Source organism: Amycolatopsis sp. NPDC001319 (assembly GCF_042896185.1).
In the GTDB taxonomy this organism is placed as follows: Bacteria; Actinomycetota; Actinomycetes; order Mycobacteriales; family Pseudonocardiaceae; genus Amycolatopsis.
On sequence record NZ_JBIAWY010000014.1, the window covers coordinates 134,180 to 149,903 of the forward strand.

Here is a 15,724-nt window from a genome sequence, read left to right on the forward strand (position 1 = left end):
GTCATGCTTCATCGCCTTCCGGACGCTCGTGCAGTTGTCGCCACCACACTGAGCGAACGAGCGGGCCGGGTCAAGCAGACATCGGATGTGTGGCCTTTTCTGTCCACTCGTTGTCCGGCCCGGGAATTCCATTGTGGACGTCGCAGTGGACGTCTCGTCGGACGTCACCGCGCGAGCAGCCGCCGGGCTTCCGGCACCACTTCACGCGCGAATGCGGCTACCTGAGCAGCGGAATTGTCCTCGGGCATGAAGACGAACCCGGTGTACGGCAGCTCGCCGCCGAGTTTCGCCAGCAGCTCCGCCCATTCCGCCGCGGTGCCCCGCACGGGGTCGGCACCCTGCGCCAGCCGCGGCCGGCCGGGTGTTTCGGTGACCGTGCCGACGATCTGGGCGATCCGGCGCACGGCCTGTCGCTTGCGGCCCGCGGCCACGGCGGCGTCGTCGATGAGGCGGTTGGCCTCGGCCCACTTCTCGTACGGCAGGTAGGAGGCGATCGGAGCCGCCCATCCGTCGGCGATCCGGCCGGTCAGCGCGAGGGACTTCGGTCCCTGTGCGCCGACCCAGATCTCGACGGGGTGCACCGGCGCCGGACCCGGGTGCGCGCCCGAGACGGAGTAGAACTCGCCCTGGACCCGCACCGGCGGACCGCCGTCCGCCCACAGCGCCCGGAGGATGGTGACCGCTTCCTCCAGCGCGACGTTCGACTCGCGCGCGCTGCGACGCGGCACCCCGAGCTGCGTGATCGCGTCCCAGTAGCCACCCGCGCCGAGGGCCAGCTCGAACCGGCCGCCGGACACGATGTCCAGCGCGGCCGCGGTCTTCGCCAGCAGTGCCGGTGGCCTCAGCGGCAGGCTCGCGACGTCCGGGAACACGCTGATCTTGTCCGTGTGCGCCAGCAGATCTCCGGCCAGCACGAACGTGTCCGGCCGGTCCGGCGCGAACGGCGCGTCCTGGATGCCGAGGAGGTCGAGGCCGCCGTCGTCCGCGGCCGTGGCGAAGGCGCGGCCGGCCGCCAGGTCGGCGGTGGGCGTCAGCGCAACGCCAAACAGCAGGTCGTCGCGCAAAGCGCTCCCATCAAGTCAATAGACATTACCGTCAATGATCATGCCGAGATCCGGCCCGCGACGCCATTCGGTGGTGGCTCGTTTTCCGCCGCGATCGGATCAGGGAGGTCCGGCGCGGGTGGCGGCACCGAACCTCCTTGTCGATCACGTCCCGCGGTTACGCTCGGAACCGATCGGCGTCAGTCGACCGGCGGCCACACGGGAATCGGCCAGCGGCCCGACGGGAACCGCACGTTCTTGGCCCGCACGAACTCGTGCAGGGTCTCGGCGGCGTTCTCCCGGCCGAACCCGCTTCCCTTCACGCCGCCGAACGGCGAGCCGAGGAAGGAGCGGCGGACGTAGTTGTTCACGAAGACCATGCCGGCCTGCAGGTCGCGCGCCAGGTTCGAGGCGCGGAAGTGATCGCGCGTGATGAGCGCAGCCGTGAGCCCGTACGCGGTGCCGTTGGCGATGCGCACGGCTTCTTCGTCGGTGTCGTAGACCAGAATCGACGCGACCGGGCCGAAGATCTCCTCCTGCGCCACCGTGTGGTCGGGCTGCACGCCGGTGAGCACGGTCGGCGGGACCCAGAAGCCACCGGCCAGGCGGGCGTCGTCCGGCAGCTCGGCCTGGAAGACGATCTTCGCGCCTTCGGCCACGGCGGTGTCGACGTAGCCGTGCACCTTATGCTGCTGGCGTGCGTCGACCATGGCGCCGATGTCGGTGGCCGCGTCGAGCCCGTCGCCGACCTGCAGCTTCTCGGTGGCGGCCACGAAGCGCTCCACGAACTCGTCGTGCAGCGACCGGTGCACGAGGATCCGCGCGGTCGACGTGCAGGCCTCGCCCTGGTTGTAGAACATACCCTCGATCGCCACGCTGACGGCGACGTCCAGGTCGGCGTCGTCGAGCACGATCAGCGCGTTCTTGCCGCCGAGCTCCATCGTGGCGAAGGTGAGGTTCTCCGCGGCGGTGCGCAGCACGGCCTGGCCGGTCCTGGTGGCGCCGGTGAACGTGATCCGCTCGACGGTGGGGTGCCCGGCGAGCGCGGGGCCGGCCGACAGGCCGGACACGGCGTTCACGACACCCGGCGGCAGGACCTGGTTCACCAGCTCCACGAGCCGCAGCACGGCCAGCGGCGCCTGCTCCCCCGGCTTGATGACCACGGTGTTGCCCGCGGCCAGCGCCGGCGCGGTCTTCTTCGTGAAGTGCATCGGCGGCCAGTTGAACGGCAGGATCGCGGCCACGACGCCGTAGGGCTCGTAGTGCACGCGCGCCTCGATCGGGCCCTGGTCGAGCACCTCGCCGTGGAGCGTCTCGGCGAGACCGCCGAAGTAGTCGAATCCGGCGGAGCTGAACGCCACGTCGAACCGCCGCGCGTCACGCAGCGGTTTGCCGACCTCACGCGCCTCGAGCTCGGCCAGCTCCTCGGCGTGCTCCCGGATCACGGCCGCGACCTTGCGCAGCAGCCCGCTGCGCTCGCGCGGCGTGAGGCGGCCCCACTCCCCTTCGTAGGCCCGGCGCGCGTCGCGGACGGCCTGGTCGACGACGTCGTCACTCGCTTCCACCACGTCGGCGAGGTGGCCCCCGGTGGCCGGCTCGAGAACGGCGAAGGCCGGCGCGTCTTCGGGTGTCACCCAGCTGCCGCCGATGAACGAGCCCCAGCGGGCGCGCGGCAGCGGGCCACGGCCGTCGGCCGGAAGGACGGGTTCCAGGGCGTCGGACATCGTGAGATCCCTTCGGTGGACTGTGAACGTTTGCGGTGTATGACCGCCGAAGCTGCCATTGACCACAGACTACTCAGCTCTTACGATAATGCAATCGTTTGCGGCCATCAGGGCCGGTCTTGCAGGTCTTGCAAAGAGGCACAGTTCGGCAGGAGGCAGTCGGATGAGGACTTTGCTCAGCGGAGGCGCGCTCGTCGCGCCGGGTCGCCCGGAACTTCTCGGCGGAGGAGAGCTCCTGATCGACGGGACGACCATCGCCGAGCTCGGCCCGGTCGGGTCGGTGAGCCGGGAGCGCGTGGACCGCGTCGTGGACACGACGGGTTCGATCGTGCTGCCGGGGCTGGTCAACGCCCACCAGCACGACTGGTACCTCTACGGCAAGGGGCTCGGCTGCGACGTGCTGCTGGAGCAGTGGATCACCGGCTGCCTCGTGCCGCTCAAGGACAACCTCGACGTGGACGACCTGCGGGTGGCCAGTGAGCTCGCCGCGCTCGACATGCTGCGCGGCGGGACCACCAGCTCCGTCAACCACCTGGTGAACGAGACGACGATCGCCGACGAGGAGGCGATCCTGGGCCCGGTGGCCGACACCGGCGTCCGCCAGTTCTTCGCGAAGGTCATCCGCCCGCACGACGCGCGCGACGACTACGCGGGCGCGCGCGAGTCGTTCGAGAACTGGGACGGCGCCGCCGAGGGCCGCATCCGCGTCGGCTTCGTGCTCGAGGCGACGGCGCACTGGGTCGCGCTCGGCACGAGCTCCGAGGAGATGGTGCTGGGCGGCCACGAGCTCGCCGTGGAGAAGGACACGTTCGTCACCTCGCACATCGCGGGCGGAACCATGTCGCGCGACGAGGGTTACCTCAAGTGGGTGCTGGAAACCGGCCGCACCGACGTGCAGTTCCTGCACCGCCTCGGCGTCCTCGACGACCGCTGGATCCTCGCGCACACCATCCACCCGCGCGGCAACGACCTCGACCTCATCGCGGCCTCGCGCAGCACCGTCGCGCACACCCCGAGCTCCGAAGCCGCCCGCGGCGCCGGCATCACGCCGGTGAAACACATGCTGGACAACGAGATCCGCGTCGCCCTCGGCACCGACGGCCCCATGGTCGACCTCACCAACGACATGGTCGAGCAGATGAAGTGGACGCGCCTGCTGCAGAACCAGCTCCACGAACACCCCGGCTCGATCGACCTCGGCAAGCTCGTGACGATGGCCACCGAAGACAGCGCGTACGCCGTCCGCGCCGACAAGTACCTCGGTTCCCTGCGACCGGGCTACGCGGCGGACATCGCGGTCTTCGACCTCGACACCCTGCACGCGGGCCCGGTGCACCACCCCCTGACGACCTTCGTCCACGCGGCCCGGGGCACGGACGCGAAGCACGTCTTCGTGAACGGCGAGCAGCTGCTGGACAACGGCCGCTTCACCCGGGTGGACGAGCTGCACGTGACGGACCTGATGCGCCGCGCGGGCGACCGCGCCCGCGCCCTGGGACGGCGAGCGGGCTTGCTGCCGGAGGACTGAGCCTCCTCGACGCGGAAACCCCTGGTCCGGCAACGGTTTCTCGTTGCCGGACCAGGGATTTCTTATATGTGGAGCGACAACTAGAGCTTCGCCGCGGCCGTGGAGTCGCGCAGGATCAGGTCGACCGGCAGGACGACGCGCTTGGCGGGTGCCGTCGGGGAAGCGATGCGTTCGAGCAGGAGGCGGGCGGCTTCGCGGCCGATGTCGTAGTGCGGGATGCGCACGGTGGTCAGCGAGGGGCGCTGGCGGTCGACGAAGGGCATGTCGTTGAAGCCCGTCACGGAGATGTCGCCGGGGACGGCGCGGCCGAGCTCGGCCAGGGCGGAGTAGCAGCCGAGGGCGATGAGGTCGTTGCCGGCGAGCACCGCGGTCAGCGTGGGGTGCGCGGCGAGCAGGCGCAGGGTCGCGGCGTGGCCCGCGGTCTCGGTGAACGCGTCGGCGAACTCGACCGCGCCGGTGGCCGCTTCGAGGCCCAGGGACGTGGTGGCGTCGAGGTAGCCGCGGTAACGCTCCCAGCCCGTCGAGAGGTCGCGTGGGCCCGCGACGTGGCCGATGCGCGTGTGGCCGAGGGCGATGAGGTGGCGCACGAGCAGGTGGATGCCCGCGGCGTTGTCGGCGGTGACCGACGGGATGCCGCCGGTGTCGGTGCGGCGGTTGACGAGCACGGTGGGCACCGAGGACGCCAGCTCGTCGGAACGGCGGCTGGTGGCCAGGATGAAGCCGTCGATCTGGCGCCCGCGCATGGCGGTGACCAGCTCGTTCTCGCGGTCCGGGTCGCCGTCGGTGTTGCCGACCAGCGCCATGTACCCGGCGTCCCGCAGACCGTCCTCGATACCGCGGACGATCGGCGGGAACACCGGGTTGCGCAGGTCCGGGATGATGACCCCGGCGACCGACGACGTGCGCGTGCGCAGGCTGCGCGCGGCGGAGTTGGGCGCGTAGCCCAGGGCCCGGGCGGCCTCGGCGACCCGGCTCGCCGTCCGCGCGTTGACCATCCCGCGCGTGGCGGGGTTGAGCGCCCGGCTCGCGGTCGCGGCGTGCACCCCCGCCCGCTCGGCGACGTCCTTGATCGTCGGCGGCCTGTTCATCGTGCCAGCATAGAGTGACCGGACGTCACCAAGAGACGGCGACGTACTTGGACTCCGTGTACTCCAGCAGCCCCTCGTGCCCGCCCTCGCGGCCGAGCCCGCTCTGCTTCACACCGCCGAACGGGGCGGCCGGCTCGGAGACCAGACCACGGTTGAGCCCGACCATGCCCGACTCCAGCGCCTCCGAAAGCCGCAGGCCGCGCGCCAGGTCGCCGGTGTACACGTAGGACACCAGGCCGTGCTCGGTGTCGTTGGCCAGCCGGACGACCTCGTCCTCGGTGTCGAACGTGACGATCGGCGCCACCGGGCCGAAGATCTCCTCCGCGAGCACGGGCGCGCCCGCCGGGACGTCGGCCAGGACGGTCGCCGGGTAGTAGAACCCGGTGCCCTCCGGGCGTTTCCCGCCGACCAGCACGCGAGCGCCGGCGTCGACGGTCCCGTCGACCAGCTCGGTCACCTTGTCCACGGCGGCCTCGTTGACGAGCGGGCCGAGCTCGATCCCGGCGTCGGTGCCGGGGCCGACCCGCAGCGCGCCCATCCGCTCGGCCAGCCGCCGGCCGAACTCGGCCGCCACGCCGTGCTGCACGAAGAACCGGTTGGCCGCCGTGCAGGCCTGGCCGCCGTTGCGCATCTTGGCGACCATCGCACCGTCCACCGCCGCGTCGAGGTCGGCGTCGTCGAAGACCAGGAACGGCGCGTTGCCGCCCAGCTCCATCGACGTGCTGACCACGGTGTCCGCCGCCACGTGCAGCAGCGCGCGACCGACCTCCGTCGAGCCCGTGAACGACAGCTTCCGCACGCGCGGGTCGTGGACCATCGCACCCACGACCTTGCCGGACCGCGTGGACGGGACCACGTTCACCGTGCCCGCGGGCGCGCCGGCCTCTTCGAGGATCGCGGCGATCGCGAGCGCGGTGAGCGGCGTCTCCGACGCCGGCTTGAGGATCACGGTGCAGCCGGCGCCGAGCGCGGGCGCGATCTTGCGCGTGGCCATCGCGGCGGGGAAGTTCCACGGCGTCACCAGCACGCTCACGCCGATCGGCTGCCGCAGCACGAGAATGCGGTTGGCGCCGCCGGGCGCGGTCTGCACGGTGCCCGCCACCCGCACGGTTTCCTCGGCGTACCAGCGGAAGAACTCGGCGGCGTAGTTCACCTCGCCGCGCGCGTCGGGCAGCGCCTTGCCGTTCTCTCGCACGATCAGCTCGGCGAGCTCCTCGGCCCGCTCGTGCATGAGCGTGAACGCGCGGTGCAGCACGTCGGCCCGGGCCCGGGGCGCGGTCGCGCCCCACGCGGGCAGGGCGGCCGCGGCGGCGTCGACGGCGGCCAGGCCGTCCTCGACGCTGCCGTTGGCGATGGTGGTGATCGGCTCGGCCGTGGCCGGGTCGACCACGGTGATGCGGGACCCGTCGGACGAGGGCCGCCACTCACCGCCGATGAACAACTCTTCGGGGACCTTCACGGTGTGGCTCCTCAGTACGGGTTGGCGACGAACAGGTCCTGCGCCGGGAACTTCGTCAGCACCTCGACGCCGGTCTCGGTGACCACGACTTCCTCTTCGATGCGCGCGGCGGAGAAGCCGTCGGTGGCCGGGCAGTACGTCTCGAGCGCGAACACCATGCCCGGGCGGATCTCGACGGAGTTGCCGAGGCTGTTGAGCCGCGAGATGATCGGCCGCTCGTGCAGGCCCAGCCCGAGCCCGTGGCCGAACTGCAGGCCGAACGCCGCCATCTCGTTCGCGAAGCCGAAGTCCGTGGCGGCCGGCCAGACCCGGGCGACGTCGTCGGTCCCGATCCCCGGCTTCACCGCTTCGATCGCCGCGTCCATCCACTCGCGCGCCTGCCGGTACGCGCCGCGCTGCACATCGGTGGCACTGCCGACGCTGAACGTGCGGTAATAACACGTGCGATAGCCGTTGTAGGACTGGATGATGTCGAAGAACGCCTGGTCCCCCGGCCGGATGAGCCGGTCGGAGAAGTTGTGCGGGTGCGGGTTGCACCGCTCCCCCGACACGGCGTTGATCGCCTCGACCTGGTCGGAACCCATTTCGTACAGCCGTTTGTTGGCCAGCGCGACGATCTCGTTCTCGCGCACGCCGGGCTTGAGCGCCTCGACGATGTCCTGGTACACGCCGTCGACCATCGCGGCGGCCTGCGAGAGCAACGTGATCTCGTCGGACGACTTGATCTCCCGCGCGTCGAGCATCGCCTGCTGCGCGTCGACCACCGTCAGCCCTTGGCGCTGCATCTCGAACAGGAACGGCGGCTCCACGATGTCCACGCCCACCGGCGAATCCGCGACGCCGGCCTGCGAGAGCAGATCCTTGATCTGCGTCACGGCGTCGCGCATCAAGCCTGCTTCGGGTGAGATCGCGCCCCGCAGGCCGAGCATGCCGGCTCGGCAGTTCTCCGGCTCGAGCCACGGCGAGTACAGCTGGTGGTGCTTCGCGGCGGAACCGAAGTCCCACAGCATCGGCTCGCCGTCGCGGGTGAGCAGCGCGTAGCGGGTCATCTTGTCGCCGAGCGCGCCGCCGATCCACGTCTGCGTGGTGTAGCGGATGTTGTAGAAGTCGAACAGCAGGAACGCGCCGCACTCACCCGCGTCGAGCGAAGCCCGCGCCCGCGCGAGGCGGTAGTCGCGCAGCCGCGCGAAATCCACGCGCTCCTCGAAGTCGACGGCGTTGTGACCCGGCGCCGGGATCGGCCGTCCGTCAAACATCGGTGGGCTCCAGACCGTCCGAAACCTCGGCGTTCTCGGACACCAGCGTGATGCCCGACCGGCGGGCCTGCTCCTCGATCAGCACGGCGAAGTCCTGCTCCACCAGCCCGGCGCCGATGGCGCCGGCCACGATCTGCGCGGTCGCCGAGGCCACCGGCATCGGCGCGTCCAGCTCGCGTGCGGCCGCCAGGCCGAGGTCGAAGTCCTTGCGCAGCAACGGCATCGTGAACGTCGGCGTGAAGTCCAGGTTCACCAGGGCCGGCGTCTTGTAGCGGGAGAAGACCGAACCCATCACGGAGTCGTTGAGGAAGGTCATGAACGCCTCGCGCGTCACGCCGCCCTTCTCCGCCAGCACCGTGATCTCGGCCAGCGACTGGATCACCACGCCGAGGAAGACGTTGTGGCAGATCTTCACCAGGCGCGCCACCTCGTCCTCGCCGACGTAGGTCACGCCGCGGCCGAGGGTGTCGAGCATCGGGCGCACCTCGTCGAACACCGCGCGCGGACCCGAGACGGCGAGCGTCAGCTTGCCCGAGCTCACGACCTTCGGGTTGCCGCTCACGGGCGCCGCCAGCAGTTCGGTGCCGCGCTTGGCCGCCTCCACACGCACGGTGGCCGAGGCCTCGGCCGAGACCGTGGACGAGTCGATCACGACCTTCGGCGCCTTCGCCGGGTCCGTGAACAGGCCGCCCTCGCCCGACGTCACGTGCTGCAGGTCGGCCGAGGCCGAGACCATGGTGAAGACCACGTCCCGCCCGGCGAGGTCCACCGGCCGCTGGGCGACGGTCGCGCCGGCGGCGACCAGCTCTTCGGCCTTGGCGCGGGTGCGGTTGTAGACGGCGACGTCGTAGCCGGCCGCGAGCAGCCGGCGCACGAGCGCCGCACCCATGCGGCCGGCACCGATCCAGCCGATCGTGGGTCGGTCGGTGAGGGTCACCATGGTCAGTACCTCCGAGTGTCACCGTTGTTGTTGCAATCGTTTGCAACCATCATGCGGTGCCAGCTAGGATCCGTCAAGTACCGAGCCGAAAGCCGAGTTGCGAACGTCCGCAGCCGGTTCACCCGAAACGGCTGTGAGATCAGGAAAGGCGGCACCGGCGTGCGTTCGATCAAGCTGGGCACGTTCAGCCCCTCGGTCCTCCTGTCGGTCGCCGCCGCGACCGGCGCACTCGCCGAGGCCCGGCTCGAGGTCACGGAGGTGCCGGCGAAAACGTCGGCCCACCAGTTCGAGGACCTCTTCGAGGGCCGCCTCGACGCCGCGTTCACCAACCCGGACAACGTGCTGGCCTACCGCTGCGTCCCCGGCAACCCGCTGGGCCGGACCGGCGACGTGCGGATCCTCGGCGCGGTCGACCGCGGCCTGGGACTGGGCCTGTTCACCGCGCCCGGCGTCGCCGGACCCGCACGCGGCGGGCGGCTCGGCGTCGACGTGCCCGGGTCAGGCTTCGCCTTCATCGCGTTCGAGCTCCTCGCCCGCGCCGGCCTGGTCCGCGACACCGACTACGAGGTCGTCAGCCTCGGCTCCACCCCGAAACGCGCGCGGGCCCTGGTCGAGGGCACCGTGGACACCACGGTGCTCAACGCCGGCAACGACCTCGTCGCCGAAGCCCAGGGCGCCCGGAGGGTCGCGTCGGTCACCGAGATCGGCCCGTACGCCGGGACCGTTCTGTGCGCCACCGCCGACGGGATCGCCACACACGCCGACGCGCTGGCCGCCCTGCTCACGGTCACCTCCGCCGTGGCCCGGCAGCTGGCCACGGGCCGGCACCGGGAGATCGCATTGACCGCGGTGACCGAGCGCCTCGGGCTGACGGGCCCGAGCGCCGAGCGTCACCTGGCGATCCTCACCGATCCCGCGATCGGCCTGGTCCCCGACGCCCGCCTGAAGCACGCGGAGCTCGACACCGTCGTGTACCTGCGCAACCGGCACTCCCGCGCCGCGACGCCGGTCACCGCGGAGGAAGCGCTGCGCAGCGGCTTGGTCGACTCGTCACTCCTCCCCAAAGCCTGACGCTTGCTGCGATCGTTTGTCATCGCGTTGCAATCCTGAAAACCCATCCCGATCGCCGCTCTAGCTGCACACTTTCCGCATCAGGCCACTGATCAGCATTGACCTCGGGCCGCCCGCCGCCTACATTGCTGCAATCGATCGCAGCTGTGACGCTCGTCTCCGGCGCCCGGGAAGGCTCCCCATGAACAGCTCTCAGAGAACCACCGCGCCCCAGGTCCCGACGGCACGCCGGGTTCCGCTCGCCGTGTCGATCACCGGCTGGACGCTGCTCGTCCTCTCCTACCTGATCAACGCCATGGACCGGCAGGTGTTCTACCCGCTGCTCCCGGACATCAGCGCCGAGCTCGGTTTCAGCCTTTCGCAGGGCGGGCTCCTCGCGACCGGCTTCACCCTCGGCATCGCCCTGGCGGGCCTGCCGGCCGGGTACCTCGTCGAGAAGCTGCCTCGCAAGACGGTGCTCGTGATCAGCGTCTTCTTCTACTCCGCCGGCACGCTCGCCACGCCGCTCGCGTCCGGTTTCGCCGACATGGCCGTCTACCGGCTGATCTCCGGCGCCGGCGAGGGCATGCAGGCGACCGCGCTGTACGCGGTGGTCGGCTCGTTCTTCGTGCTGCGCCGGTCCTTCGCCTTCGGCGTGCTGGGGGCGGTGTTCGGCACCGGGGTGTTCCTCGGCCCGCTGGTCGGCACCGCGATCGCGCAGGACTTCGGCGGCTGGCACACGCCGTTCCTGTTCTACGGCATCGCGGGCCTGGTCCTGACCGTCCTCATCGGACTGCTCGTCCGGCGCGGCGTGACCGACCTCGACGCCGGTGTCGTGCGCGGCGCCGAGATCCCGACCGACCACGTGCCGAGCTCGCCCTTCAACCGCAACACCGCGATGCTGTGCCTGGCGTGCATCGCCGGTGGGCTCGTGTTCTACGGCTACCTCGGCCTGTACCCGACGTACCTGCGCCAGCAGCTGCACTACACCGCGTCGGAGGCCGCGCTCGCCACGAGCGTGGTCGGCGCCGGCGCCGCGACGTCGATCCTCACCGGCTGGCTCGCCGACCGGTTCAACCCGCGCACGATCCTGCTCATCACCTACGCGGGCGTGGCCGTGAGCGCATGGCTGGTCTTCAACGGTTCCGCGAGCCACGCCTGGCAGTACACGTGGTCCTTCGTCCTGGCCGTGTTCGTGGCGGGCTCGCTGTTCACCACGCTCAACGCCACCATGCAGCGCGCGGTGCGCCCGCACTACGTCGGCCGCGCCGCCGGGATGTTCGTCTCGTTCTACTACGTAGCGGCCGCGTTCTCCGGGCTGATCTTCGCCTCGCTCGTCGGCTCGCTGGGCTGGCACGGCGCCGCGTTGTGGCAGCTGACCATCCTGCCGCTGGCGACGCTGATCCCGTTGTGGTTCATCGACTCCCGCAAGCTCCTCGACCCGCGCCGCGACCGCTGAACGCACGGACGCCGGTCACGCGACCCCGAGGCGCGTGACCGGTGTCCGAACAGGACTCAGCGGCGGACGAGTTTGCGCCCCAGCTGCTTCTCGAGGTGCACCTCGATGAACACGCGCAGGTACGGGTCGTTCTCGTACATGGTGAAGGCCGCAGCCAGCTCCGGCTGCTCCTGCTCGGTCAGGAAGACGATGCGCCACATGTTGAGCGGGTCCTCCTCCGTGCCGCCGACGGAGTGCTCGACGTGGAAGATCGGCTGCCCCGTGCCGGCGGTGAACACCCGGCCGTCGGGCGCCTCGAAGCGCTCCGCGCCGACGAAAAACGCCCGCTGGTTCTCGTGGTCGAGGCGGACGTGCTCGATGATCAGGTCGTAGTTGTCGGGGTCGGCCCAGCGTCGCTGCTCCGACACGCGGGTGAAGTCCTCGAACTGCCCGTTGACCACACTCGGGAACTTCTCGGCGCTGCCGGCCTTGACGACGGTCGGGATGTACACGTCCGGCGCCGCCGCCTTGCGCTTTTCCATGTCCCACAGATCGGTGCGGGTGTACTGGAACGGCGGGGTCACCTCGTAGCGCTCGCGCAGCACGTCGTTGACCCGCACCGGCGTCAGCTTCGCCGTGGTGCTGCCCGGCGCGTCCCACGCCTGGGCGATGATCGCTTCGTGGTCCATCGGTTGTCCTTTCAGGAGAGAGAGTTTCTCAAGCGGGTGGTGCGTCCAGCAGAAGCCGGACCTCGGGTGCCACTTCCCGGGCGAAGGCGGTGACCTGGTCGATCGCCTGCTCCTCCGGCCAGAACACGAACGTCGTGAACGGCTGTTCCTCGCCGAGACGGGCCAGCAGCTGCGCCCACTGCCGCGCCGTGCCCCGCACCGGGTCGGCGCCCTCGTCGAGGCTCGGCCGCCCGGCGTTCGCGGTGATCGTGCCGACCACCTGCGCGATCCGGCGGACCGCCGAGGGGTCGCGGCCCGCGGCTTCGGCCGCTTCGTCGATTATGCGGTTGGCCCCGGCCCACTTCTCGTACGGCAGGTAGGAGGCGATCGGCGCCGCCCACCCGTCGGCGATCCGGCCCGTCAGCGCGAGCGCCTTCGGTCCCTGCGAACCGGTCCAGATCTCGATCGGGTGCGCCGGCGCCGGTCCCGGGTGGGCGCCGGCGACGGAGTAGTACTCGCCGTCGAACCGGATCGGCTTGCCGCCGCCGGCCCACAGCGCGCGCAGCACCGTGATCGCTTCCTCCAGCGCGACGTTGGCCTCGGCGGGAGTCCGCCGAGGCACCCCGAGCCGGGTGATCGCGTCCCAGTACCCACCGGCGCCGAGCGCCAGCTCGAACCGGCCGCCGGACACCAGGTCCAGCGCCGCCGCCGTCTTCGCCAGCAACGCCGGCGGGCGCAGCGGCAGGTTCGCCACATCCGGGAACACGCTGATCCTGCTCGTGTGCGCCAGCAGGTCGCCGGCGAGCACGAACGTGTCGAGGTAACTCGGCACGTACGGGTGGTCCTGGATCCCGATCAGGTCCAGGCCACCCGCCTCCGCCGCCCGGGCGAACTGGCGGTTGCCCACCACGTCGTCGATCGGCGTCAGCGAGACACCGAACTGCAGGTCCTTGCTCATGCCATGTGCTCCCGGACGAACGCGCCGATGCGGTCGACCGACGCCGCCGCCTCGGGGAGGAACGAAACGAAGTGCTGCCAGATGTGCGGGGCGCCCTCGGTCTCGACGAGCTCCGAGGCCACGCCCGCCGCCAGCGCGCGCTCGTGGAAGCGGCGCGAGTCGTCGATCATGACCTCTTCGGTGCCGACCTCGAGGTGGATCGGCGGCAGCCCGGTGAGGTCGCCGAACAGCGGGGACGCGAACGGGTCCCGCGGGTCGTGGTCGCCCAGGTAACCGGCCGCGAAGCCGCGCAGGGCTGCCCGGCTGACGAACGGGTCGCGCTCGGCGCGCTCGGCGAACGACGGCGCGGAAACCGTCAGATCCGTCCACGGCGACACCGGCACCGCTGCCGCGGGCAACGGCAACGCCAGGTCCTTGAGCTTCAACAGCAACGCCAGCGACAGCCCGCCGCCGGCGGAGTCGCCGCCGACCGCGATCCGGGTCGCGGGCACCGCGTCGAGCAGCGCCCGGTAGGCCGCGACCGCCGCGTCGAGTGCCGCGGGGAAGGGGTGCTCGGGCGCCAGCGGGTAGTCCGGCAGGTAGACCGTGCTCCGCGAGGCGGAGGCCAGCCGGGCACCCACTTCCCGGTGGTTGTACGCCGAACCTTCGGTGTAGCCACCGCCGTGGAAGTACAGCAGCGCCCGGCCGGTCACGGAGGCCGGCGTGGTCACCGCGAGCCCCGGGAAGCCCGGGGCCGCGGTGACGAGCGCGTCGCCGGGGACGGGGAACTGCTCGCTCCACCGCCGGTAGGCGTCCCGGTGCCGCACGTGGTCCGGCCGGTCGTCGACGGGCAGGTGCTCGCCCATCGTCGCCAGCAGGTGGTGCGCCTTGGCGAGCTCGGCGCTCAGCGAGATCATCCGTTCTCCTGCGGCAGCAGCACGGGTTTGGTCGCGGTGCCGTCCTTCATGGCCTGCGCCGCGCGTTCGACCTCGCCCAGCGGGAACGTGGTCACGAGCCGCTCGACGGGCAGCTGCCCGGTGGCGGTGAGCGTGGCCAGCACCGGCAGGAAAGTGGGCGGGTTGCTCTGCCCTTCGACCACGCCGATCACGCGCTTGCTGTTGTTGACCACGTCGGCCACGTCGATCGGCGCGGTGACCCCGAACGGCGGCACGCCCACCACCGCGGCCGTGCCGCCACCGCGCAGGCTCGTGATGGCCTGCACGAGCACCGCCGGCACGCCGCTGCTCTCGACGACGTGGCCGGCACCGCCACCGGTGAGGTCCCGGATCGCCTCGACCGGGTCGGCGGTGCGGGAGTTGACCACGGCGGTCGCGCCGAGCTCGCGGGCCAGCTCGAGCCGCGAGTCCAGCACGTCGACCACGATCAGCTGCTCGATCGGCAGCAGTGCGGCCGCCATCACCGCCGAGAGCCCGACGACGCCCGCCCCGAACACGGCCACCGTGGACGCGGCGCCCGGCTGCAGCACGTTGAGCACCGCGCCCGCGCCGGTCTGGATGCCGCAGCCCAGCGGTGCGAGCACCGCCGAAGGCACGTCGGCCGCGACCGGAGGCACCAGGACGGTGTTGCGCACCCGGGCCAGCGCGTGGGTGGCGAACGAGGACTGGCCGAAGAAGTTGCCGTGCACGACCTCGTCGCCGTCGTGCAGGCTCGGGCTGCCGTCGGGCCGGGCGCCGTTGGTGAAGTTGCGCGGGAGGAACTCCACGCACTGCGACGGCAGGCCGGAGACACAGCCTTCGCAGTGGCCGCAGGAGTCGAAGGTCAGCATGACCCGGTCGCCCGGCTTCACCGAGGTCACGCCCGAGCCGACCTGCTCGACGATCCCGGCTCCCTCGTGGCCGGCCACCCCGGGCAGCGGGAAGGGGAACTCCCCCGCCCGCACGGCGAGGTCGGCGTGGCACATGCCCACCGCCTCGATCCGCACCAGTACCTCGTCCGGCGCCGGGTCGGCCAGCTCCAGCGAACGCCGCGTGAACCGCTCCCCCGCCGAGGCGACGGTCATCGCGGAGGTGGTCGTGGGCATCAGGACTCCTCGCCGGCCGGGGCGGTCGCCTGGATCTGCAGCGTCAGCTCGGTGGCGTCGCCCATGAGCAGCGGGCCGCCGGGCTGGGACACGTTGCCGGCGACACCGAACGCGGACCGCGAAACCCGCGTGGTGGCGCGGAAACCGACCCGGAAGTTGCCGTAGTGGTCCACGCCGTCGCCGGTGAAGTACAGGTCGAGCGCGACAGGCAGCGTCGTGCCGCGGATCGTGAGGTCGCCGCGCAGGGTGTACCGGTCGCCGTCGGCCTCCAGGCCGGTGGACGCGAAGGTGGCCTCCGGGTGGTTGGCGACGTCGAAGTAGTCCGCGGCGCGCAGGTGCTCGTCGCGCGCCTCGGTGCCGGTGTGCAGCGACGCGGTGTCGATGGCCGCCGTCACCGACGACTTGGCGAGGTCCTCGGCGACCTCGACTGTGCCGGAGAAGGCGCCGAACGTGCCGCGCACGCGGGCGGCGACGAAGCGGGTGGAGAACTCGATCGAGGAGTGCACCGGGTCGATCTCGTAGCGGCCGGCCTTGATCTCAATGCTCATCGTG

Annotated in this window: 14 protein-coding genes; 3 read left to right on the plus strand and 11 right to left on the minus strand. The window is 71.2% G+C overall.

All coding sequences use genetic code 11. From position 1 onward, the window contains the following. Nucleotides 1–164: 164 nt before the first annotated feature. Together ACFY1H_RS40050 and ACFY1H_RS40055 are read right to left on the minus strand one after the other, a co-directional pair. A complete protein-coding gene (locus ACFY1H_RS40050; protein ID WP_386955367.1) occupies nt 165–1,064 on the minus strand; it encodes an LLM class flavin-dependent oxidoreductase in 900 nt (299 codons plus the stop codon). 179 nt (nt 1,065–1,243) lie between these two features. Beyond that, entirely contained in the window at nt 1,244–2,767 is a 1,524-nt protein-coding gene (locus ACFY1H_RS40055; RefSeq protein ID WP_386955368.1) for an aldehyde dehydrogenase family protein, read from the minus strand. Nucleotides 2,768–2,930: 163 nt separating this feature from the next. Here ACFY1H_RS40055 and ACFY1H_RS40060 point away from each other — a divergent pair, with 163 nt between their 5' ends. Next, nucleotides 2,931–4,295, plus strand: coding sequence for an amidohydrolase family protein (locus ACFY1H_RS40060; RefSeq protein WP_386955370.1), 1,365 nt, complete (start codon nt 2,931–2,933; stop codon nt 4,293–4,295). An 80-nt stretch (nt 4,296–4,375) separates the two neighbouring features. Here ACFY1H_RS40060 and ACFY1H_RS40065 read toward each other — a convergent pair whose 3' ends face one another. From ACFY1H_RS40065 to ACFY1H_RS40080, 4 genes are read right to left on the minus strand one after another with little or no spacing between them, the layout of a single operon-like run. Continuing rightward, nucleotides 4,376–5,383 (minus strand): LacI family DNA-binding transcriptional regulator, encoded by a 1,008-nt coding sequence (locus tag ACFY1H_RS40065; RefSeq protein ID WP_386955372.1) that lies wholly within the window; start codon nt 5,381–5,383, stop codon nt 4,376–4,378. Between the two features lie 25 nt (nt 5,384–5,408). After that, nucleotides 5,409–6,842, minus strand: coding sequence for an NAD-dependent succinate-semialdehyde dehydrogenase (locus ACFY1H_RS40070; protein WP_386955374.1), 1,434 nt, complete (start codon nt 6,840–6,842; stop codon nt 5,409–5,411). Between the two features lie 11 nt (nt 6,843–6,853). After that, nucleotides 6,854–8,098, minus strand: a complete 1,245-nt coding sequence (locus ACFY1H_RS40075; protein ID WP_386955375.1) for a M24 family metallopeptidase — start codon at nt 8,096–8,098, stop codon at nt 6,854–6,856. Then, the gene (locus ACFY1H_RS40080; RefSeq protein ID WP_386955377.1) at nt 8,091–9,038 is read right to left on the minus strand and encodes an NAD(P)-dependent oxidoreductase; all 948 of its coding nucleotides are present in this window, start codon (nt 9,036–9,038) and stop codon (nt 8,091–8,093) included. Before ACFY1H_RS40080 ends, ACFY1H_RS40075 begins: the two co-directional genes overlap by 8 nt. A gap of 159 nt (nt 9,039–9,197) precedes the next feature. On the opposite strand from ACFY1H_RS40080, the gene ACFY1H_RS40085 reads away from it, so the two are divergent. Next, nucleotides 9,198–10,109: an ABC transporter substrate-binding protein gene (locus tag ACFY1H_RS40085; protein ID WP_366578573.1), complete on the plus strand. Its 912-nt coding sequence runs from the start codon at nt 9,198–9,200 to the stop codon at nt 10,107–10,109. Between the two features lie 181 nt (nt 10,110–10,290). Then, complete coding sequence (locus ACFY1H_RS40090) at nt 10,291–11,547, plus strand: MFS transporter (protein ID WP_386955379.1); 1,257 nt, start codon at nt 10,291–10,293, stop codon at nt 11,545–11,547. A 56-nt stretch (nt 11,548–11,603) separates the two neighbouring features. Here the strand turns inward: ACFY1H_RS40090 and ACFY1H_RS40095 are convergent, their stop codons facing one another. The 5 genes from ACFY1H_RS40095 to ACFY1H_RS40115 are packed head-to-tail and all read right to left on the minus strand — an operon-like array spanning nt 11,604 to nt 15,720. After that, nucleotides 11,604–12,215: a hypothetical protein gene (locus tag ACFY1H_RS40095; protein ID WP_366578569.1), complete on the minus strand. Its 612-nt coding sequence runs from the start codon at nt 12,213–12,215 to the stop codon at nt 11,604–11,606. Nucleotides 12,216–12,243: 28 nt separating this feature from the next. Further along, nucleotides 12,244–13,152: an LLM class flavin-dependent oxidoreductase gene (locus ACFY1H_RS40100; RefSeq protein WP_386955380.1), complete on the minus strand. Its 909-nt coding sequence runs from the start codon at nt 13,150–13,152 to the stop codon at nt 12,244–12,246. Continuing rightward, nucleotides 13,149–14,048, minus strand: coding sequence for an alpha/beta hydrolase fold domain-containing protein (locus tag ACFY1H_RS40105; protein WP_386955382.1), 900 nt, complete (start codon nt 14,046–14,048; stop codon nt 13,149–13,151). Before ACFY1H_RS40105 ends, ACFY1H_RS40100 begins: the two co-directional genes overlap by 4 nt. After that, the gene (locus ACFY1H_RS40110; RefSeq protein ID WP_366578564.1) at nt 14,045–15,172 is read right to left on the minus strand and encodes an NAD(P)-dependent alcohol dehydrogenase; all 1,128 of its coding nucleotides are present in this window, start codon (nt 15,170–15,172) and stop codon (nt 14,045–14,047) included. Before ACFY1H_RS40110 ends, ACFY1H_RS40105 begins: the two co-directional genes overlap by 4 nt. Then, a complete protein-coding gene (locus tag ACFY1H_RS40115; RefSeq protein ID WP_366578562.1) occupies nt 15,172–15,720 on the minus strand; it encodes a YceI family protein in 549 nt (182 codons plus the stop codon). Before ACFY1H_RS40115 ends, ACFY1H_RS40110 begins: the two co-directional genes overlap by 1 nt. Nucleotides 15,721–15,724 lie beyond the last annotated feature (4 nt).